Genomic DNA, 15,695 nt, shown 5'->3' with positions numbered 1-15,695 from the left:
GAAGCCCTCAACGCGTTCGACATGACCTTCGACGGCCGCCTGGCCGCCGCACGAAAGTAACTCAACGACAACGACTTACACCGTTATCTTTACAGGCCCGACCGGGGAGAGCGCACGCCGACCTCTGATGTCATAGCGTGGTACGAAAAGTGCTTCGGTGACATCCAGGACCCGGTAGCTACTCTGCTCAATCTCGGGAAGGCTGATGTGGAACGGCGCTCATTCCTACGGACTGGATATTCCGCCGCTCTGAGCACCGCGGTTCTGCTGCCTGGCTGGCTCGCGCCGGTCGGATCGACAGCGCCGGGTAAGGAGTCCGGTCTGCGGCATGTCGGGAAGGCTGATGTTGCTGCTGTCCGAGACGTGATGCATCTGTTCTCGCAGATGGATCAACGGCTCGGAGGAGGACGGGGCCGGACAGCGGTTATCCAGTACCTCACCGACGAGGTAACCGGATACCTCAACGGATCATATTCCAGCGAAAGTGTGCGCCGTGACATGTTCTCGGCGGCCGGGGAACTGGCATATCTCGCTGGATGGATGGCATTCGACAACGGCGAGCACTCAGTAGCTCAACGCTATTTCACAGCGGCGACCAAACTAGCCGCCGAATCCGATGACCAGCCTCTGACCGGGCACATCTTGCGTGCGATGGCACATCAAGCAATCGACCTCGGGCACTACCCAGAAGGGCTTCGCCTCGCCGAAGCCTCAGTCAGTGGTGACCGCTACCGGATGGCCTGCCCCCGAGAGAAATCCCTACTAAAGGTTGTGCACGGCAAAGCGTTGAGCGCGGCCGGTCTCGCAACCGAATCAGCGAAAGCTTTGATCGAGGCCGAGAACGATCTGGCTGCCGCGTCGGACGCCGAACCGGAACCCGCCCGCGTGTTCTTCTTCTCCGAGGCCAGCCTCGCGCACGAGACCGCATGCGCATTGCGAGATGCCGGCGACCTGAGCGCCGCCGCCCGACACTTCGAGATCAGCGCCCGAAAACGCAAGGCTACGAAATTCACCAGAACCCACGCGGTCACCCTCGGGTACCTGGGTACCGTCCAGGCACGCATGGGAGAAATCGAGCGTGCATGCTCCACATGGGCGTCCGCATTGACCGCTATGAGCGATGTGCAGTCGGGACGAACGAGAGACGTGGCACGAGAGATCCGCCAGACTGTCGCCCCCTATGCGGGTAAACGAATCTCAGGCGTAGACGATGTCACCGCGCAAGCGTCGAACTATCTTGCCAGCATTCGATAAGGAACCATCCACAGGAAGCGGAATAGAGAGCTATGACAGACGAAGTGTTCGAAGTGGTGCCCGTAGCCCATGTCATCGGGGGTCGTCGTGAACCTACCGACGACCATTGGGCCGGCACAGAATCGATCATTCGATTGGACGGAGATCGATTCACCGAGGAGTCCGTCCAAGGATTAGAGGATTTTAGCCACCTCGAGGTCGTATTTCGATTCCACCTGACCGACCAAACGGATCTCAACTTTGGTGCACGCAGTGCCCGCGACAACCCCGATTGGCCCAAAGTGGGAATATTCGGTCATCGGAACATGCGCCGCCTGAACTGGCTCGGCGTATCCCGTACACGCTTGCTGCGCATTGATGGCCTGGACCTACACGTAGCTGAACTGGATGCCGTGGACGGCACCCCGATACTCGACGTCAAACCGTGGTTCACCGAATTCGGTCCGCGGGGAGAGGTCCGCCAGGCTCCATGGTCCACAGAGATGCTTAAGAATTACTTCTAGCATCCCACAAGGCGCTTGCGGTGCTGCGCCCCGGGGTGTTGAACCCACACGCGGATAAAGGCGGGGACGATACGCATCGGGGGTGGGATCGGTTCAAGCGCGGACCTCGCAGCGTGATGCGGTATACCTGCGGGTCACTGCCGCCCCACTCAACGGCGAGTGTTGTGAATGTGACCCGTTTATGGCCCGAATTTTCGTGATCTTGATGAGCCATTCGGTGGTGAGTTCGGTGCCGTGTTCCGTGCCCGATTCGGTGATGTGATCGAATCACATCACCCTGTGGCCGGAAAACCCCTGGTCGAGCGCCATATATCCGGCTGGAGGTTGCCCAGGATTGTATGTACTTTCACAGCTGTATATACATCCGTGCCCGGCCGGTCCTTGCCCGTCGCGTCGGTGCGCGTCCCTTTTCTGCGCCGGGGAGTCGGTGTGTACCTTGCGGCTGCTGTGTATCCACCCGCTCCTGCAGGCGGCGAGCCGCGGAGCACAGGCGCGGGGCGTGAAGCCTTCGGCCGGCGCCCCGAGTCTGGCGAGCGCCCCAGGAGGCTACGGTCGTCGTCGGCGCGGCGGGTCGGTGGGTCCTCGACCTCGCTCCGGCAGGCATCGGCCCGTTGAGCTGCGGTTGTGTACGGCAGGATGTGAAACGGATAGGTTTTGGATAGGGTCGGGATAGTTCGGGGATGTTCCGGAAGCAGTCTGGGTGCGGTTCGTGGACCGGCGTTTGAGGTGGGGTGAACGTGGGCCGGGTTGCTGCCGCGAGGACCTTCGGGCCGGAATTTGCGGGCTGGTCGGCAGGGTCAGCGGGCTCGTTGCTGTCGGCGTGAGATGTCCGCTTCGGGTCGTGGAAAATACGTGGGGTATTTCGTGGGGAAATACATGGCGAGATACGTGGTCCTATCAATTTTCCCACCCGCGCACCCGGATATCCGCAGTTGACGGGGCACATATCCGCGCGGATGTCATCCAGGATTGTCTATTCATACATAGTGAATAGACATGCGTTCGGGCGCTGATCGGTACCTGCTGATCGCAGGCGAGGAACTGGCTGTCCCCGTATCGGTGCCGACGCCTCCGACGTCCTCTCACTTCTCCGGGGGGGCGCTGTGGTGCTTGGTCGGTGCGCCAACGGGCTGGTTGGCTTTCGGGCTGCGGTGGCGTGCCCTGGTCGGCGTGCGATGCCCAAGCACGTTTGCGTGGCCGTTCGCCCTGGCGCGGCAGGCCGCGTGCTCGTCGTGAGCCGGTGCTCGGGTGAGGTGATGAAAATTATTCCGTGGCAGATTCGGTGGTGAGGTTGCGTGCCCGATTCGGTGGGGCGGTCAAATCGAACCACCCTCGCCCGCAGTCTCCGCTGCTCACCGGCGGTATATCCGCGCGGGCGGCAGCCGGGATTGTCTATACATACCTGTTGTATAGACATCCGTGGCGGCCGTATCCGGCGCCTGGTCTCGTGTCGTTCTGGCTGACCATGTGAAGGGGGCACCTCATATCCGTTCCCGTTCGCACGCCCGTGGTCGACGGCGGCGGGTTACCGGCAGTGTCTCGTCGTGGCATCGATAAATCCCGATGTGACGAAATACATGCCGGGCGTATGTCCCGAAATCGCGTTTTCGGCGGCAGTAGTAGGTGAGCACATCCGTCGTCTCCGTGAGGGAGTGAGCCGCCATGACCGGACACCCGACCGACCCCGACTCGCCCGCACCCGACCCCAACCTCGACCGATCTGTGGTGGTGCCACTGGATCCCGAACGGATCGGTTACTGGCGTCGAGTCGTCGCCGAACGCGAACCCCTCGACCGTGTCGAGCTCGACGCGCTCGCCGCCATCCTCGACCGTGTCCGGGCACGGAAACGGGCCGCCACCGACGCCGGTAGCGACCCGCATCAGGATCAGCACCCGAACGCCGCCTGACGGCCCACGTCAGGCCACAGAAACCCCATCCCCGGCCCCGGGGCCCGTGTCACCCGTGATGCCCGGCCCGGGGCCGTTCTGTGCCCCGGGGCGGGGCGTGTTTTTGTCCACCAACCGGATCCGGGACGAATCGAACCTCGGCCCCGCATTGGTTGCCGGTCCGACCACGAGACGGCTACCGCGCAGCGCGCGTGTGATCATGGCGCGTTTGTCAGCGGTCCCGGCGTCGGCCCATTGGGCCGCCCACGCCTGCGCGGACTCCGCGCGCAACTGATCGGTCTGCATGATCTGGCTCAAGTCGTAGCCGGTCATCACGGAGGCGAACATCTCCGATTGGGCGAGGAACCCCGGCACCGAGAAGAACGTCAAGGGGGCGATGAGGCCGCCGTATCCGTACTCCGTGCCGGCGTCCTCGGACCAGTGGGCCGGGTGATGATCCTGGACCGCGCGGGCGAATTCACGGATCTTCTCCCGGCCGACGACGTAGTGGTCGCGGGGGCGGTACCGATATCCCACCGGCAGTCCCGGTCCCGGTGCGGAAGGAGATTCCCGAGTTCCGGAGACGGCCGTATCGTCAGCACTCACGACGGCTCACTCTACCGATTTTCCGGGCGTCCGCAGGGTTCGTGAGCGGGTACGGCCGGACCCGCGGCAACGCCGATTGTGCGCTCGGCCGGGCGATTTCGCGTATCGGCATCGCCGTCAGCCGATATTCGCGGAGAGATCGGGAAGCATCCGCAGGGCTTGGTCGGCCCAGTTGTTCCACGCGTGGATACCGTAGGCGGGGAAGTCGTAGTGCACGTTCTGTGCGCCCAGGGTCGCCATCCTGATCTGGAAGGCGCGCGTGTTCACCAGCGCCAGCGCCTCGAGGCCCATCCCGTTCACCGTGGTGACGCTCGGGCTGTCGGTCGCGGTGGGCAGACCGCTCGCCGCCGACACCCAGAGCCGGGTGTTGTTCGCGACGAGGCGGGGTGCGGCCACGAACGGGTCGATCCGGAGCCATTTCGGATCCCAGGGCGCGGCCATCGAGTCCACGTTGTAGCCGCCGGCGTCGATCATGGCGACCCGGATCGCCTCCCGCATCCCGGGTGCGGAGATGTTCAGGTAGCCGGAGTAGGAGCCGGCGAAACTGAACTGGCCGGGATGGTCGCCGGCCAGGGTCAGGGCGGCGCTGCCACCCATCGACAGACCGAACACACCGTTGCGCCGGGTGGCGAAACCGAGCCGGTCGCGCAGAGCGGCGGGCAGTTCACGGGTCAGGAAGGTTTCCCACTTATAGGTGTAGGACTTGCCGGGGCCGCCCGACAGGGCCTGCAACCCGCCGGAGCCCGACGACGAACCGGAGGCCGATCCGGCGGCCGAACCCGAGCCGGGTGCCACACCGAGAAAGGAACTCGGCGCATTCCAGTCGGTATAGAAACTGGACTGTCCACCGACCGGCATCACCACGTTGATATTCCATTTGGTGAATTCCCGGGCGATATCGGTATCGATCTCCCAGCCGCTGAGATCTTCGCGGGCGCGCATCCCGTCCAGCGCGTAGACCACCCGGGAGGTATTGCCGTCGGCGGCGCGGAACACCCGCGATTTGATCGGGCCCATACTCGAGTCGACCCAGAAATCCGCTCCGGCGGGATCGAAGGCGGCGCGGGCGGGCGCGGTGCTGCCGCCGATCAGGAAGAGAGTTTGGGCGATGACCGCGAACGCGGCGGTGATCAGCCAGAGGGCGCGGCGGTTCAGGGCGTCCACCGGCGCCGGAGACAATCGGGTTCGCATCGCGGAGCAGGGCCTTTCGTCCGGGTGAGCACAGGGTCGAGGTGACCGGCCGGTGCCGGTCACGCGGATCCCGACCGGTGCCGAACAGCGCGCGGCCCCCGCCACGGTCTCGGCATACCGATCGGTCCGTCGTCGACGGAGGCGGGTTCGTTACCTATCTGTGATCTGATTCGCTCGGCGCGGGCCCCGGTATCACCGGTGATGTTCTGGTGTGAGCGGCCGTCACGGTGGCGATCCAGCGCAGTAGGCGGACACGGCGGGCCCACCGGGCGGGGTGGGCAACAGAGCCGGTGAGGGCGTGTTCTGCACGATCCAGGCAATCTTCCAGGAGGGCGTCGTGCAGCCACCGGTAGGCCAGGGGCCATGTCAGTCGCGCCCGACCTCGAGCATTCATGGCGAGCAGGTGAATCAGATCGGTGCCGTCGGAAGTGGGATGGACGGTGAATTCGTGGAAGCCGTCGAAGCCGCGGGGTCCGGTGAAGCGGAAGCGCACCCAGTGGCCGGGTACGTAGTGCTCCACCGTGTACCGGATAGGGCCGTGCCCACCGACCGCGCCTGCTTCGAGCGGGCGGTCGAGCCGCATCGCCGGCCAGGGGAAGGCCACCGAGGCACGATGCCGACCGGCTCCTGGACGCCGCCGCGGAACTCCTGGCCGGAGGAGGACCGGCCGCTGTCACCATGTCGGGAGTGGCCAAAGCCGCCGGCGCACCGAGCGGGTCGGTATATCACCGCTTCCCGGATCGCCCCGCATTACTGGCCGCACTGTGGTCACGCGCGCTACGGGGATTCCACGACGAACTGTTCGCCGCGCTGAGTCTCGGAGAACCGCGGGAGGCGATCCGCCGCAGTGCCCGCGCGAGCCTCGAGTGGGCGCGGCGCAACCCCCGCGAAGCGCGCGTACTGCTCGCCGGAGCACAAGAGCTGGATGAGCAGAACTGGAGCGAGCAGGCTCGCACGGACACCGCGCGAGCCGACACCGCGCTCCACGACGCCCTGAGTGCCCTGATCGAGAAGAGCGGCGATAGCGCTCCGGACGCGGCCGACCGGGCACTCCTCGCGGTAGTCGACCTGCCCTACGCCATGATCAAGCGATATCTGAATGCCGGCCGGCAGATCCCCGCCCACGCGCCCGAGCTCGCCGAGCAGGCAGCGGCAGCGTTGTTCGCTATGCGACGGAGCCGGACAACCAACACCCGCTCGGTGCACCACGGCCACGAGACCGCGCAGTAGTGCCATCGCTTCCCCGGAAGCCGCGCGGTCGTCGAGGTGACCGGCCCGGGACCGGCCACATGTTGTTCAGGCCTGTGGTCCGAGGGGCGAGCAGTATGTGTGCCGGACCGACCGCCGCCTCCCGCGTTCAGCGAAAAGTGCACGCCGATGTCCCCGGAGCCGTAATGATTCCGCGGGAACGGGAATTCACCCGAGACGGCGACGGGTTACGGGTTTGCCTTCCGATAGGCCTCGGCGATCTCCGCCGAGATCCGACCCCGGCTCGACACTTCCAGCCCGTTCTTGCGGGCCCATTCGCGAATCGTCTGGGTCCGGGCATTGTTGCCCGTGGCCTGCGGCCGCTGTTTGCTCTTCGCCCGGCCGCCGACCCGGCGCGCATGCGCTGTCCAGGAACCGATTGTGTCGCGCAGCTTTTCGGCATTGTCCGCCGACAGGTCGATCTCGTAGGTGACACCGTCCAGAGCGAGCGTGACAGTTTCCTCGGCGATGGAAGTTCCGTCGTAGTCGTCGACCAGCTCGACGATCACCTTGCGCGCCATGCAGTCCTCCGAACAGTGGGCAAACTATCCGGACAATGGTAGCCATAGGGGCCTGCCCGACCGGAATCCGGCAGCGGAGTCCGTACGGCACCGGTCCGGTCACCGCGCATCCGGTGAGCGACCTGACGATCCCCATGTTCGTGCTGGCCACCGGACAGGGGTTGGCGGTGGCCGCGCGGCTGGGGCTGCCGGCGGTGCTCGGCGGTCCGCTGCTGGACAGCCCGGACTCGGCTGCGGCTCTGGCCGGTTACCGCCGGGAATTCCGGCCGAGTCCGCGGGGCGAACGTCCGCGGGTGACGCTCGCGCTGGAGGTCACCGTCGCCGAAACCGATGAGCAGGCCCGCGCACTCGTCCTGCCCGAGGCCTGGGCGATGGCGCGGTCCCGGTCCACCGGCGTATTCCCGCCCTTGGAGCCGGTCGGCGAGAGCGCGTCGTGGACCGACCAGACGCGACGCCGCGTCGAGGCGGCGGTGCGGCGTGCGGTCGCGGGTACACCGGAGATGGTGCGGCGCCGGATCGAGCAGCTCGCCGACCGGACGGGCGCCGAGGAGCTGCTGGCGACCACCTCCACCTACGACCGCGCCGCGCTGGCCGCCTCCGATGCCGAGCTGGCGCGGATCATCGCCGGTTGAGTCTCAGGGCCGGGCGGGAACCGGTCGGTTCCCGGCGAAGCGCCGGATCTCCTCGATCACCAGTTCGGGTTCGGTGATCGGGACGTAGTGGCCGGAGGCCGGCGCGAGCACATGGCGGCCGGCAGGCGATACCGCGGCCCGGTGGGCGTGGGCGGCGTTCGCCGCGGCGCGGATCCGGGTGGTCATCCCGTCCCCGGACGGCCGCCCGAAATCACGTCACCGGGATGGCGCCGAGTTCGGATGGATCGTCGCGCCAGGTGGCGAGGTCGTCGAGGAAGGTGCGGGCCTGGACCGACTGCGTGCGGACGATATCCGGGGCGAACTCCTCCCGTTCCATATCGCGCCGGACGTCCGCGGGGACCGCGTTCAGCATCGAGCGGTACATCAGCCCGAGTAACCCGAGGCGCGCGAGGGCACCGTGCACTGTCAGGGTGATGCGTTCCACCCGGCGGATGGCCGTGCCGAACAGCAGTTCGGCCGCCTCGTCGGTGGGGTCGACCAGGACGAGTCGGTGCGGGCCCCGGCGCTACCCGACGCGGGACGCGAGGAACTCGCGGAAGGCGCGCAGCGTCTCGGTCGGCGCCTCGAGCTGCGGGTAATGCCCGACGTCGGGCAGTTCCACCACATCGGGCTCGGCAACCACCTGGCGGTACCGGCGCACCATGCGCGCGCCGGACACCGGGTCGCGCAGGCCGTCGATCAGCCGGACCGGCACCTGCGGGCGGATCAGCGCCCCGACCCAGCGCTGCCGATGGGCGCGCCGCTCGGCCATATAACCCATGAGTTTGTGGCCGTTGCGCTTGCCGTGCTTACTGCACCACAGCATCCAGAACTGGTGCATCTGCTCCTCGTCCGGCCGTGACTCGGCGGCGAACACCGCGCCCAGGCTGTGGGCGAAGGTCTTCTCGTTGCCGAACCGGCCGACCAGCGGACCCAGCGGGCTCGCGAGCAGGCTCTGGATGGGCCGGGGCCGATGGGCCTCGGGGAAGAGGCCGCCGTTGAGCAGGCAGACCGATTCGATCACCAGGGACCGATCCCCGGCCGCCCGGCGTTCGGCATCCCGGGCCAGCATTTCCTGGGCCACCGTATCGCCGTAGTCGTGGGCCAGGATGTGGAACCCCTGCACCCCTTGTTCCCGGAGCAGCTGTTCGGCCAGGTCGGCCTGATCGGTGATCGTGTAGTCGTAGTGCTGGGGTTTGGCCGACCAGCCGAAACCGATCAGGTCCGGGGCGAGAACCCGCTCGAACTGCTCGCACAGCTCCGGCCACAGGGCGTGCCAATCCCAGGACGCGGTGGGAAAACCGTGTAGGCACAGTAGGGTCCCGGACGATCCGGTACCGCCCGCGCGCCAGAAGATCTGGTGTCCGCGATGGGTGAAACGCGCTCCGCTCGACCGCCAGCTCGCAAACTCGTCCATGGTCCCAGCATGCCCCGCCGCGGGGCGCCGGTCGAGTATGTCGCGGGCGCGTCGGCGCGACGTCGCCACGCGCGGTATCCGCGGGGCGCAGAGGTAGGCTCGACGCCCGGAGGAGCCGCCGGCCCGGCCGGAGATCCGATCCGACCACTCGACGAGGAGGCACACCGTGCGTATCGGCATTCTGCTCAGTGAACGGTCCGGAGCCGACGCGCTGCGCCTGCTCGCCGACGATCTCCGCCGGGTCGCCGAGGAGGGGTTCGCCTCGGCTTGGCTCTCGCATATCTTCGGCGTGGACGCGCTCACCGCGCTGGCGGTCGCGGGTAGTCAGGTGCCCGAGATCGAACTCGGTACCGCGGTGGTGCCCACCTACCCTCGCCATCCCGGGGCACTGGCCCAGCAGGCGCGGACCACGGCGCTCGCGGTGGGCCCGGACCGGCTCACCCTCGGTATCGGCCTGTCGCATCAGGTGGTCATCGAGAATATGTACGGGTACGGGTTCGAGCGGCCGGCCCGTCATATGCGTGAGTACCTCGCCGTCCTGGTCCCGCTGCTGGAACGGCAGCCGGCGTCGTACAAGGGCGAAACGCTGAGCGGCAATCTGGAACTCGGGATCCCGGACGAGGGCCGGATTCCCGTACTGCTCGCCGCACTCGGTACCCAGATGCTGCGGCTGGCAGGCCGTCGCGCCGACGGCACCGTGCTGTGGATGACCGGCCCGGCCACCATTCGCGACCATATCGCGCCGACGATCGGCGCCGCCGCCGCCGACGCGGGCCGGCCGCCGGCGCGTATCGTCTGCTCGCTTCCCGTGCTGGTGACCGATGATGTCGACGGCGCCCGGGCACGGGCGGCCACCACCTTCGCGATGTACGGCACCCTGCCGTCGTATCGAGCGATGATGGACCGCGAAGGCGCGGCCGGGCCGGCGGATCTGGCGATCATCGGATCCGAGGAGCAGGTGGCGGCCCGTATCCGCGACATCTTCGACGCGGGAGCCACCGAATTCGTCGCCTCGGTCTTCGCCGGCGGGGCGGAGGCAGGTCGCACCCGCGCACTGCTGTCGGAGCTGACCGGCTGACCGCTCGCCCCGGCCGGCGGTGGCGCGTCAGGCCGGCCGGGTGATCATGACCGGGCACGCGGAGTGCTGGATGAGCGACTGGCTGGTCGAGCCGAGCAGCAGTCCGCGGAATCCGCCACGCCCCCGGCTGCCGACCACGACGAGTTGCGCGCGTTCGGACCATTCACGCAGATGCTGTGCCGGTGTGGACGGATACACCTCGCGCTGCACGGTGACCTCCGGATAGCGCTGCTGCCAGCCCGCCAGCCGTTCGGCCAGCACCGCCTGTTCGGCGGTCTGCAGATCCTCGGCCGGGATCTCGATCAGGCCGGTGCTCGCGAATTCGGTGAAGGTCAGATCACTCCAGGTGTGGACGGCGACCAGGTCGGTTTCGCGTTCGGCGGCCTCGGCGAAGGCGGCGGCGACCGCGGTATCGCTGACCGGGCTGCCGTCGACGCCGACGACCACCGGGCCGCTGGTGATCTCCTCCCCGTTCTCGCGCACCGCGACGATCGTGCCGCGGCCGTGCGCGGCGACCGCCAGGATCGTCGAGCCCAGATGCGAGACCGCGCTACCGCGCCGCGAGCCGAGGACCACCATATGCGCGGATTCGGACAGCCCGATCAGCATCTTCGCGGGGCTCTGCTCGGAGAGCAGGGTGTCGGCCTCCATCCCCGGGGCGGCCTCCCGGGCCACCTGCGTACCGGTTGCCAGTACTTGTTCACCGTGGGTTTTCAGCGTCTGCACGGCTTCGTCGACCATGGGCTGGTAGGCGACCAGCCAGGTCTTGGCCGGGGTCGAATTCATTCCGTAGGCGAGGATCAGGCGCCGGCCGCGCCGGGCCGCGACCGTCGCTCCCCAGCGGATGGCCGAATGCGCGGCGGGAGTACCGTCCACACCCACTACGACGGCAGCGGATACGAGCCGGTGTGGATCGTCTTCGTGTGCGGTCATCGGCCGAGTATCCCCCCGGCGGACAACCGCGGCGATATCCGCCGGGCGTGTCCGGCAAAACGGATCATGCGCATCCCGTGCTCGCGTCACAATATGCGCTACCTGGGTTTTCGTTCGCGGCGCGCCGTAGCGAAGGCTTGTCGAACGCGGCGGGATGTGCAGATCATGATCGCGTGCTGATATCGGATGGGGTGATCGGGCTACGGCCGATCGAGGTGGCCGATGCCGCCGCGCATCTGGCGGCTCAGGACCGGGCATCGATGCGTCGCGCCCCGGGCCCCGGAACCCCGAATGTCGTGGCCGATTTCGAACGCTGCGCCGACCAGTGGGCGCAGGACGGCCTGTGCAAGACCTTCGGCGTGGTGGACGCGCTGACCCATGCGCTGGCGGGGACCCTGGACCTGGCGGTGGAACAGGAATTCTTGGCGAAACGTCAGGCCGATATCGCCTTCGGCATCTACCCGCCGTGGCGGGGCCGGGGGGTCGCCGGCCGCAGCGTTGTGCTGGCGTGCCGATATCTGGCCCGGCACGATCTGGCCGACGAGGCGATACTGCGGATAGACCCGGACAACAGCGCGGCGATGGCGCTGGCCCACCGGCTCGGATTCCACTACCACCACACCAGCGTGGGCCCCGAGGGCCGTCTCGATTGGTTCATCCAGGCGGTTTGATCCGGTTCACGCGCCCTTGCGGGTTCTCTTCTGCGCGGTTTTCCGGGCCTTCGGCTCCGCGGTCTTGCGCGGTTGCGCTTTCCTGGACTGCGACTTCCGGGCCTTCTTCGGGGCCCCGGATTCCGTATCCCCGCCCGCGCCGCTGGCCTCCAGGCTCCGCTGCAACGCGGCCACCAGATCGACCACCTCGGCATCGGACTCCGCGGCGGCCGCCTCGGGGCGTTCGGGTGCCTTCCCGTCACCGCTGGCGACTGCCTCGTCCAGCAGGCGCTGCAATTCGACCTGGTATTCGTCGGTGTACTGGTCGGGGTCGAAATCGTCGGACATCGACTCGACCAGCGTCTCGGCCATCTTGATCTCCTGGGGCCGGGGTGTGCCGGCTTCCTCCAGCGATTCGAAGGAGACCGCGCGTACCTCATCGGGCCACAGCAGGGTCTGCAGCACCAGCATGCCGTCTCGTACCCGCATGGCCGCGAGCCTGGTCTTCTGGCGCAGCGTGAAATGCACGAGCGCGGTGCGGTCGATACGTTCGAGGGTGGCGGCGAGCAGCACGTAGGCCTTGGGGGTATTCGAATCCGGTTCCAAATAGTAGGTCTTGTCGTACAGGATCGGATCGATCTGATCCGACGGTACGAATTGCAGAACAGGGATCTCGTGTTTCTCGGCGACCGGAAGTTTGGCGAAATCGTCGTCGGTGAGGACGACTTTCTCCCCCTCCGGTGATTCGTATTGTTTATCGATATCGGCGAATGCGACCGATTTCCCGCATATCGTGCAGACGCGGTCGTATTTGATCCGTCCGCCGTCTTTGGCGTGGACCTGATGGAATTTGATGTCGTGGTCCTCTGTGGCGGTGTAGACCTTCACGGGGACATTCACCAGCCCGAACGCGATCGAGCCTTTCCAGATTGACCGCATCACTCCATGATGACCGACCCGGACCCCCGGGGCGAGATCGGTCGCAGTCCGAGTGTCGCCGCCGCGAGCCGGGTCCGCACGGGGCCCGGAAGCCCGAAAAAGAGCCCGGACATGGCGGTGAGCATGCCGATCGGATCGTCGCGCCGTGAGAGATAGGCGCGTTGCAGTTCGATATCGAGATCGAAGAATGCGTCGAAGAAACGCGGGATCTCGGTCGGCGGCAGCGCCAGCAACGCCCGCAGCCCGGCCTGCCGGAGCCGGTGGACCGCGCGCGCCGCGGTGGTCCACCCCGAGCCGCCGGCGGCGACGGACTCGGCCGCCGTCAGCGCGGCCGCGACGCTGTAGCCGGTGGCGGGATGCAGATACCCGCCCGCCGCGCCGAAGCGGCCGGCGCCGGGCCTGCCGCCGGCGACCGGGAAGCGCACCCGCTCGACCGGTTCGTCGCCCGCGGTTGCGATATGCCGGGCCCGCAACCGGCGGTGCAGGCGTCGCGCGAGTTCCTCCTGGGTGAGGGCGGGTGCGCCCACCAGGCAGGTTTCCTCGTACAGCACGGCGTCGGCGCCCAGCGGTACCGCGTAGAGAAACGAGGGGGTAGCGCCCGGGGCGGCACCGTTGTCCGGCCGCCAGTCCATGAACAGTGCGGGCTCCGACGCGGTGTCGCGGGCGAGCTTCAGGCCGTAGGCGGTCTGCTCGGCCCGGCCCGGACGACGCCGTAACCCGCGCGCGTCGACTACCCGGCCGGCGCGCAGGACCCGGCCGCTGTCGAGCGTCACCGTGCGCCGGTCGAGTGCCACCGCCCGCCCCGGCACCACCTTGGCGCCGGTGAGATCGAGGGACTGCTGGAGCAGGGCGGTATCCAGTACGGAATACGCACGCGAGATGGTGTGATCGCGCAGGCCGTGCGCCCGGGGTCGGGCGACGGTGGCCGCGACGACGGACCCGTCGAGCCAGTCGGGGAGTTCGTCGGACCAGGCGGCGTAGGTCGCCCGCCATACCCGCCGCGGATTCGGGTCCACGACGAGCACGGTCATCCCGCGGGCCAGACAGCGGTGGGCGAGCGCGCGCCCGGCCGGCCCGAGCCCGCAGATGGCGATATCGGCGCTCATCGTCGGATCGAAACACGGCCGCCGCGCGCCGCGCCCGCCGGGGTGGTGGTGATTGTCGCCGCCCGCCGCCGTGGCCAGGAACAGCCGCCGCGGTCACGCGTGTTACGACTGGGTGAACCGACGACCCGGAAGGAACGTGGATGACGAACGTGGAGGCGGCACGGACCGCACCGGATACGGGCGGCGGGCGGCGTGCCTGGTTCGGTCTGGCCGTACTCCTGCTGCCGGTGCTGCTGGTGTCCATGGATATGTCGGTGTTGTTCCTGGCGTTGCCCACCCTCACCGCCGACCTCGACCCGACCGCCGCCCAGCAATTGTGGATCCTCGACATCTACGGGTTCCTCATTGCCGGTCTGCTGATCACCATGGGCAACCTGGGCGACCGGATCGGCCGCCGCACCGTGCTGCTCGCGGGCGCCACCGTATTCGGCGCCGCCTCGGCGATCGCGGCCTTCGCGCCCAGTGCGGCGGTACTCATCGCGGCCCGCGCGCTGATGGGGATCGGCGGGGCAACCCTGCTCCCGTCGAGTCTGGCGCTCATCTCCGATCTTTTCCCGGACCAGCGGCAACGTTCGCGGGCGATCGGGATCTGGACGGCGTTCTTCGCGGGAGGCTCGGCCGTCGGGCCGATCATCGGCGGCGTCCTGTTGCACCACTTCTCGTGGGGGTCGGTGTTCCTGATCAATGTGCCGGTCCTGCTGGTGCTGCTCGCGTTCGCGCCACTGCTGCTGCCCGAGCACCGGGCCGCCGCGCTGGGGCCGCTCGATCTGCCCAGCGTGGCACTGTCCATCGGCGGGATCCTGCCCGCGGTGTACGCGGTGAAGCACATCGCCGAGCACGGGCCCGATGTCGAGGCCCTCGTCATCGCGTTCCTCGGCGCGGCGGTGCTGACCCTGTTCGTACGCCGGCAGCGGCGACTGGCCCACCCACTGGTCGATCTGTCGCTGTTCACTCGCGCCCGGTTCTCGGTCGCCATCGGGTCGAGTACCGCCGCGATGATGTCGCTGGCCGGGCTCAGCTATCTGAGCAGTATCTGGTTGCAGTCGGTGACCGGGCGGGACCCTCTGCAGGCGGCCGTGCTCGGGATCCCCATGGCGATCACCGTGTTCATCTTCTCGGTGAGCGGATCGGCGGTGGCCCGGCTGCTCGGCGTGCGGTGGGCGTTCGTCACGGCACTGGTGACGGCCGCGGCCGGCAACCTGCTGGTGCTCGGTATCGGCGCCGACGGCGGCGCGGGCTGGTACGTGGCCGGGTCGGCGATCGCCGGTATCGGTTACGGCATTGTGTTCACGCTGGTCTCGGAGGTGGCGGTGGCCTCGGTCCCGCCGGAACGGGCCGGTTCGGCGGTCGGTATCTCCGAAACCAGTTTCGAACTCGGTAATGCATTGGGTCTGGCCCTGCTGGGCTCGCTGGCAGCGCTGGTCTTCCGCGCCGGTGGTGAGTTCGCGCCGACCCTCGGGGAGACCATCCAGCGGTACGCGGCCGATTCCGGACTGCTGGCCGCGGCGCGGGAATCGTTCGTCACCGGTGCGCACGCGTCCATCGCGGCCGGCGCCGGCGTGCTGTTGCTGATGGGGGTGATCGCCTTCGTGGTGGGCCGGGGTGACCGCCCGGCCGGTTCGCCGGACGACGACCGTTGAGGGTGGTGGCCGGCGGCCGGTTGACCGCCGGCCACCCTCGATCACTGCGCCGGCGAGGTGCCGTACGGGGCGGCGGCGAAACCGTCCATC

Annotated in this window: 18 protein-coding genes; 8 read left to right on the top strand and 10 right to left on the bottom strand. The window is 67.8% G+C overall.

The features are described from left to right. Positions 1-363 precede the first annotated feature (363 nt). The 3 genes from ACLML9_RS21855 to ACLML9_RS21845 all read left to right on the top strand — a co-directional run bounded on the left by ACLML9_RS21855 (position 364) and on the right by ACLML9_RS21845 (position 3,665). Positions 364-1,254, top strand: coding sequence for a hypothetical protein (locus ACLML9_RS21855; protein WP_411947281.1), 891 nt, complete (start codon positions 364-366; stop codon positions 1,252-1,254). A gap of 32 nt (positions 1,255-1,286) precedes the next feature. Next, entirely contained in the window at positions 1,287-1,757 is a 471-nt protein-coding gene (locus ACLML9_RS21850) for a TrmO family methyltransferase (protein ID WP_411947280.1), read from the top strand. Positions 1,758-3,419: 1,662 nt separating this feature from the next. Further along, positions 3,420-3,665 (top strand): hypothetical protein, encoded by a 246-nt coding sequence (locus ACLML9_RS21845; RefSeq protein ID WP_411947279.1) that lies wholly within the window; start codon positions 3,420-3,422, stop codon positions 3,663-3,665. A 9-nt stretch (positions 3,666-3,674) separates the two neighbouring features. Here the strand turns inward: ACLML9_RS21845 and ACLML9_RS21840 are convergent, their stop codons facing one another. The 3 genes from ACLML9_RS21840 to ACLML9_RS21830 all read right to left on the bottom strand — a co-directional run bounded on the left by ACLML9_RS21840 (position 3,675) and on the right by ACLML9_RS21830 (position 6,045). Further along, on the bottom strand, positions 3,675-4,250 hold the full coding sequence (locus ACLML9_RS21840; RefSeq protein WP_411947278.1) for a MaoC family dehydratase N-terminal domain-containing protein: 576 nt from the start codon (positions 4,248-4,250) through the stop codon (positions 3,675-3,677). A gap of 117 nt (positions 4,251-4,367) precedes the next feature. After that, positions 4,368-5,441: an alpha/beta hydrolase gene (locus tag ACLML9_RS21835; protein WP_411947277.1), complete on the bottom strand. Its 1,074-nt coding sequence runs from the start codon at positions 5,439-5,441 to the stop codon at positions 4,368-4,370. Between the two features lie 154 nt (positions 5,442-5,595). Next, complete coding sequence (locus tag ACLML9_RS21830; protein WP_411947276.1) at positions 5,596-6,045, bottom strand: SRPBCC family protein; 450 nt, start codon at positions 6,043-6,045, stop codon at positions 5,596-5,598. Here ACLML9_RS21830 and ACLML9_RS21825 point away from each other — a divergent pair. Next, positions 5,997-6,671, top strand: a complete 675-nt coding sequence (locus tag ACLML9_RS21825) for a TetR/AcrR family transcriptional regulator (RefSeq protein ID WP_411947282.1) — start codon at positions 5,997-5,999, stop codon at positions 6,669-6,671. The genes ACLML9_RS21830 and ACLML9_RS21825 overlap by 49 nt on opposite strands. A gap of 206 nt (positions 6,672-6,877) precedes the next feature. On the opposite strand, the gene ACLML9_RS21820 is transcribed toward ACLML9_RS21825, so the two are convergent. Next, the gene (locus ACLML9_RS21820; protein WP_411947275.1) at positions 6,878-7,210 is read right to left on the bottom strand and encodes a histone-like nucleoid-structuring protein Lsr2; all 333 of its coding nucleotides are present in this window, start codon (positions 7,208-7,210) and stop codon (positions 6,878-6,880) included. Between the two features lie 35 nt (positions 7,211-7,245). Between ACLML9_RS21820 and ACLML9_RS21815 the strand changes: the two genes are divergently transcribed. Beyond that, positions 7,246-7,842, top strand: a complete 597-nt coding sequence (locus ACLML9_RS21815; protein WP_411947274.1) for an LLM class flavin-dependent oxidoreductase — start codon at positions 7,246-7,248, stop codon at positions 7,840-7,842. A gap of 3 nt (positions 7,843-7,845) precedes the next feature. Here the strand turns inward: ACLML9_RS21815 and ACLML9_RS21810 are convergent, their stop codons facing one another. The 3 genes from ACLML9_RS21810 to ACLML9_RS21800 all read right to left on the bottom strand — a co-directional run bounded on the left by ACLML9_RS21810 (position 7,846) and on the right by ACLML9_RS21800 (position 9,259). Continuing rightward, positions 7,846-8,028 carry a hypothetical protein gene (locus tag ACLML9_RS21810; protein ID WP_411947273.1) on the bottom strand — a complete coding sequence of 61 codons (183 nt, stop codon included), beginning with the start codon at positions 8,026-8,028 and terminating at the stop codon, positions 7,846-7,848. A gap of 25 nt (positions 8,029-8,053) precedes the next feature. Beyond that, positions 8,054-8,287: a hypothetical protein gene (locus tag ACLML9_RS21805; RefSeq protein ID WP_411947272.1), complete on the bottom strand. Its 234-nt coding sequence runs from the start codon at positions 8,285-8,287 to the stop codon at positions 8,054-8,056. 81 nt (positions 8,288-8,368) lie between these two features. Further along, positions 8,369-9,259, bottom strand: coding sequence for an alpha/beta fold hydrolase (locus tag ACLML9_RS21800; RefSeq protein WP_411947271.1), 891 nt, complete (start codon positions 9,257-9,259; stop codon positions 8,369-8,371). Positions 9,260-9,425: 166 nt separating this feature from the next. Between ACLML9_RS21800 and ACLML9_RS21795 the strand changes: the two genes are divergently transcribed. Further along, a complete protein-coding gene (locus ACLML9_RS21795) occupies positions 9,426-10,337 on the top strand; it encodes an LLM class F420-dependent oxidoreductase (RefSeq protein ID WP_411947270.1) in 912 nt (303 codons plus the stop codon). A 27-nt stretch (positions 10,338-10,364) separates the two neighbouring features. Here ACLML9_RS21795 and ACLML9_RS21790 read toward each other — a convergent pair whose 3' ends face one another. Next, positions 10,365-11,270 (bottom strand): universal stress protein, encoded by a 906-nt coding sequence (locus tag ACLML9_RS21790; protein WP_411947269.1) that lies wholly within the window; start codon positions 11,268-11,270, stop codon positions 10,365-10,367. Positions 11,271-11,443: 173 nt separating this feature from the next. Here ACLML9_RS21790 and ACLML9_RS21785 point away from each other — a divergent pair, with 173 nt between their 5' ends. Continuing rightward, positions 11,444-11,941 carry a GNAT family N-acetyltransferase gene (locus ACLML9_RS21785; protein WP_411947268.1) on the top strand — a complete coding sequence of 166 codons (498 nt, stop codon included), beginning with the start codon at positions 11,444-11,446 and terminating at the stop codon, positions 11,939-11,941. A gap of 6 nt (positions 11,942-11,947) precedes the next feature. Here the strand turns inward: ACLML9_RS21785 and ACLML9_RS21780 are convergent, their stop codons facing one another. Then, complete coding sequence (locus tag ACLML9_RS21780; RefSeq protein WP_411947267.1) at positions 11,948-12,859, bottom strand: Ku protein; 912 nt, start codon at positions 12,857-12,859, stop codon at positions 11,948-11,950. Then, positions 12,859-13,965, bottom strand: a complete 1,107-nt coding sequence (locus ACLML9_RS21775) for a lycopene cyclase family protein (RefSeq protein WP_411947266.1) — start codon at positions 13,963-13,965, stop codon at positions 12,859-12,861. Before ACLML9_RS21775 ends, ACLML9_RS21780 begins: the two co-directional genes overlap by 1 nt. Positions 13,966-14,105: 140 nt before the next feature. Here ACLML9_RS21775 and ACLML9_RS21770 point away from each other — a divergent pair, with 140 nt between their 5' ends. Next, entirely contained in the window at positions 14,106-15,605 is a 1,500-nt protein-coding gene (locus ACLML9_RS21770; protein WP_411947265.1) for an MFS transporter, read from the top strand. Positions 15,606-15,695 lie beyond the last annotated feature (90 nt).

Source organism: Nocardia sp. NPDC002869 (genome assembly GCF_046764065.1).
In the GTDB taxonomy this organism is placed as follows: Bacteria; Actinomycetota; Actinomycetes; order Mycobacteriales; family Mycobacteriaceae; genus Nocardia; species Nocardia rhamnosiphila.
This window is presented reverse-complemented; position numbering and strand designations above follow the sequence as displayed.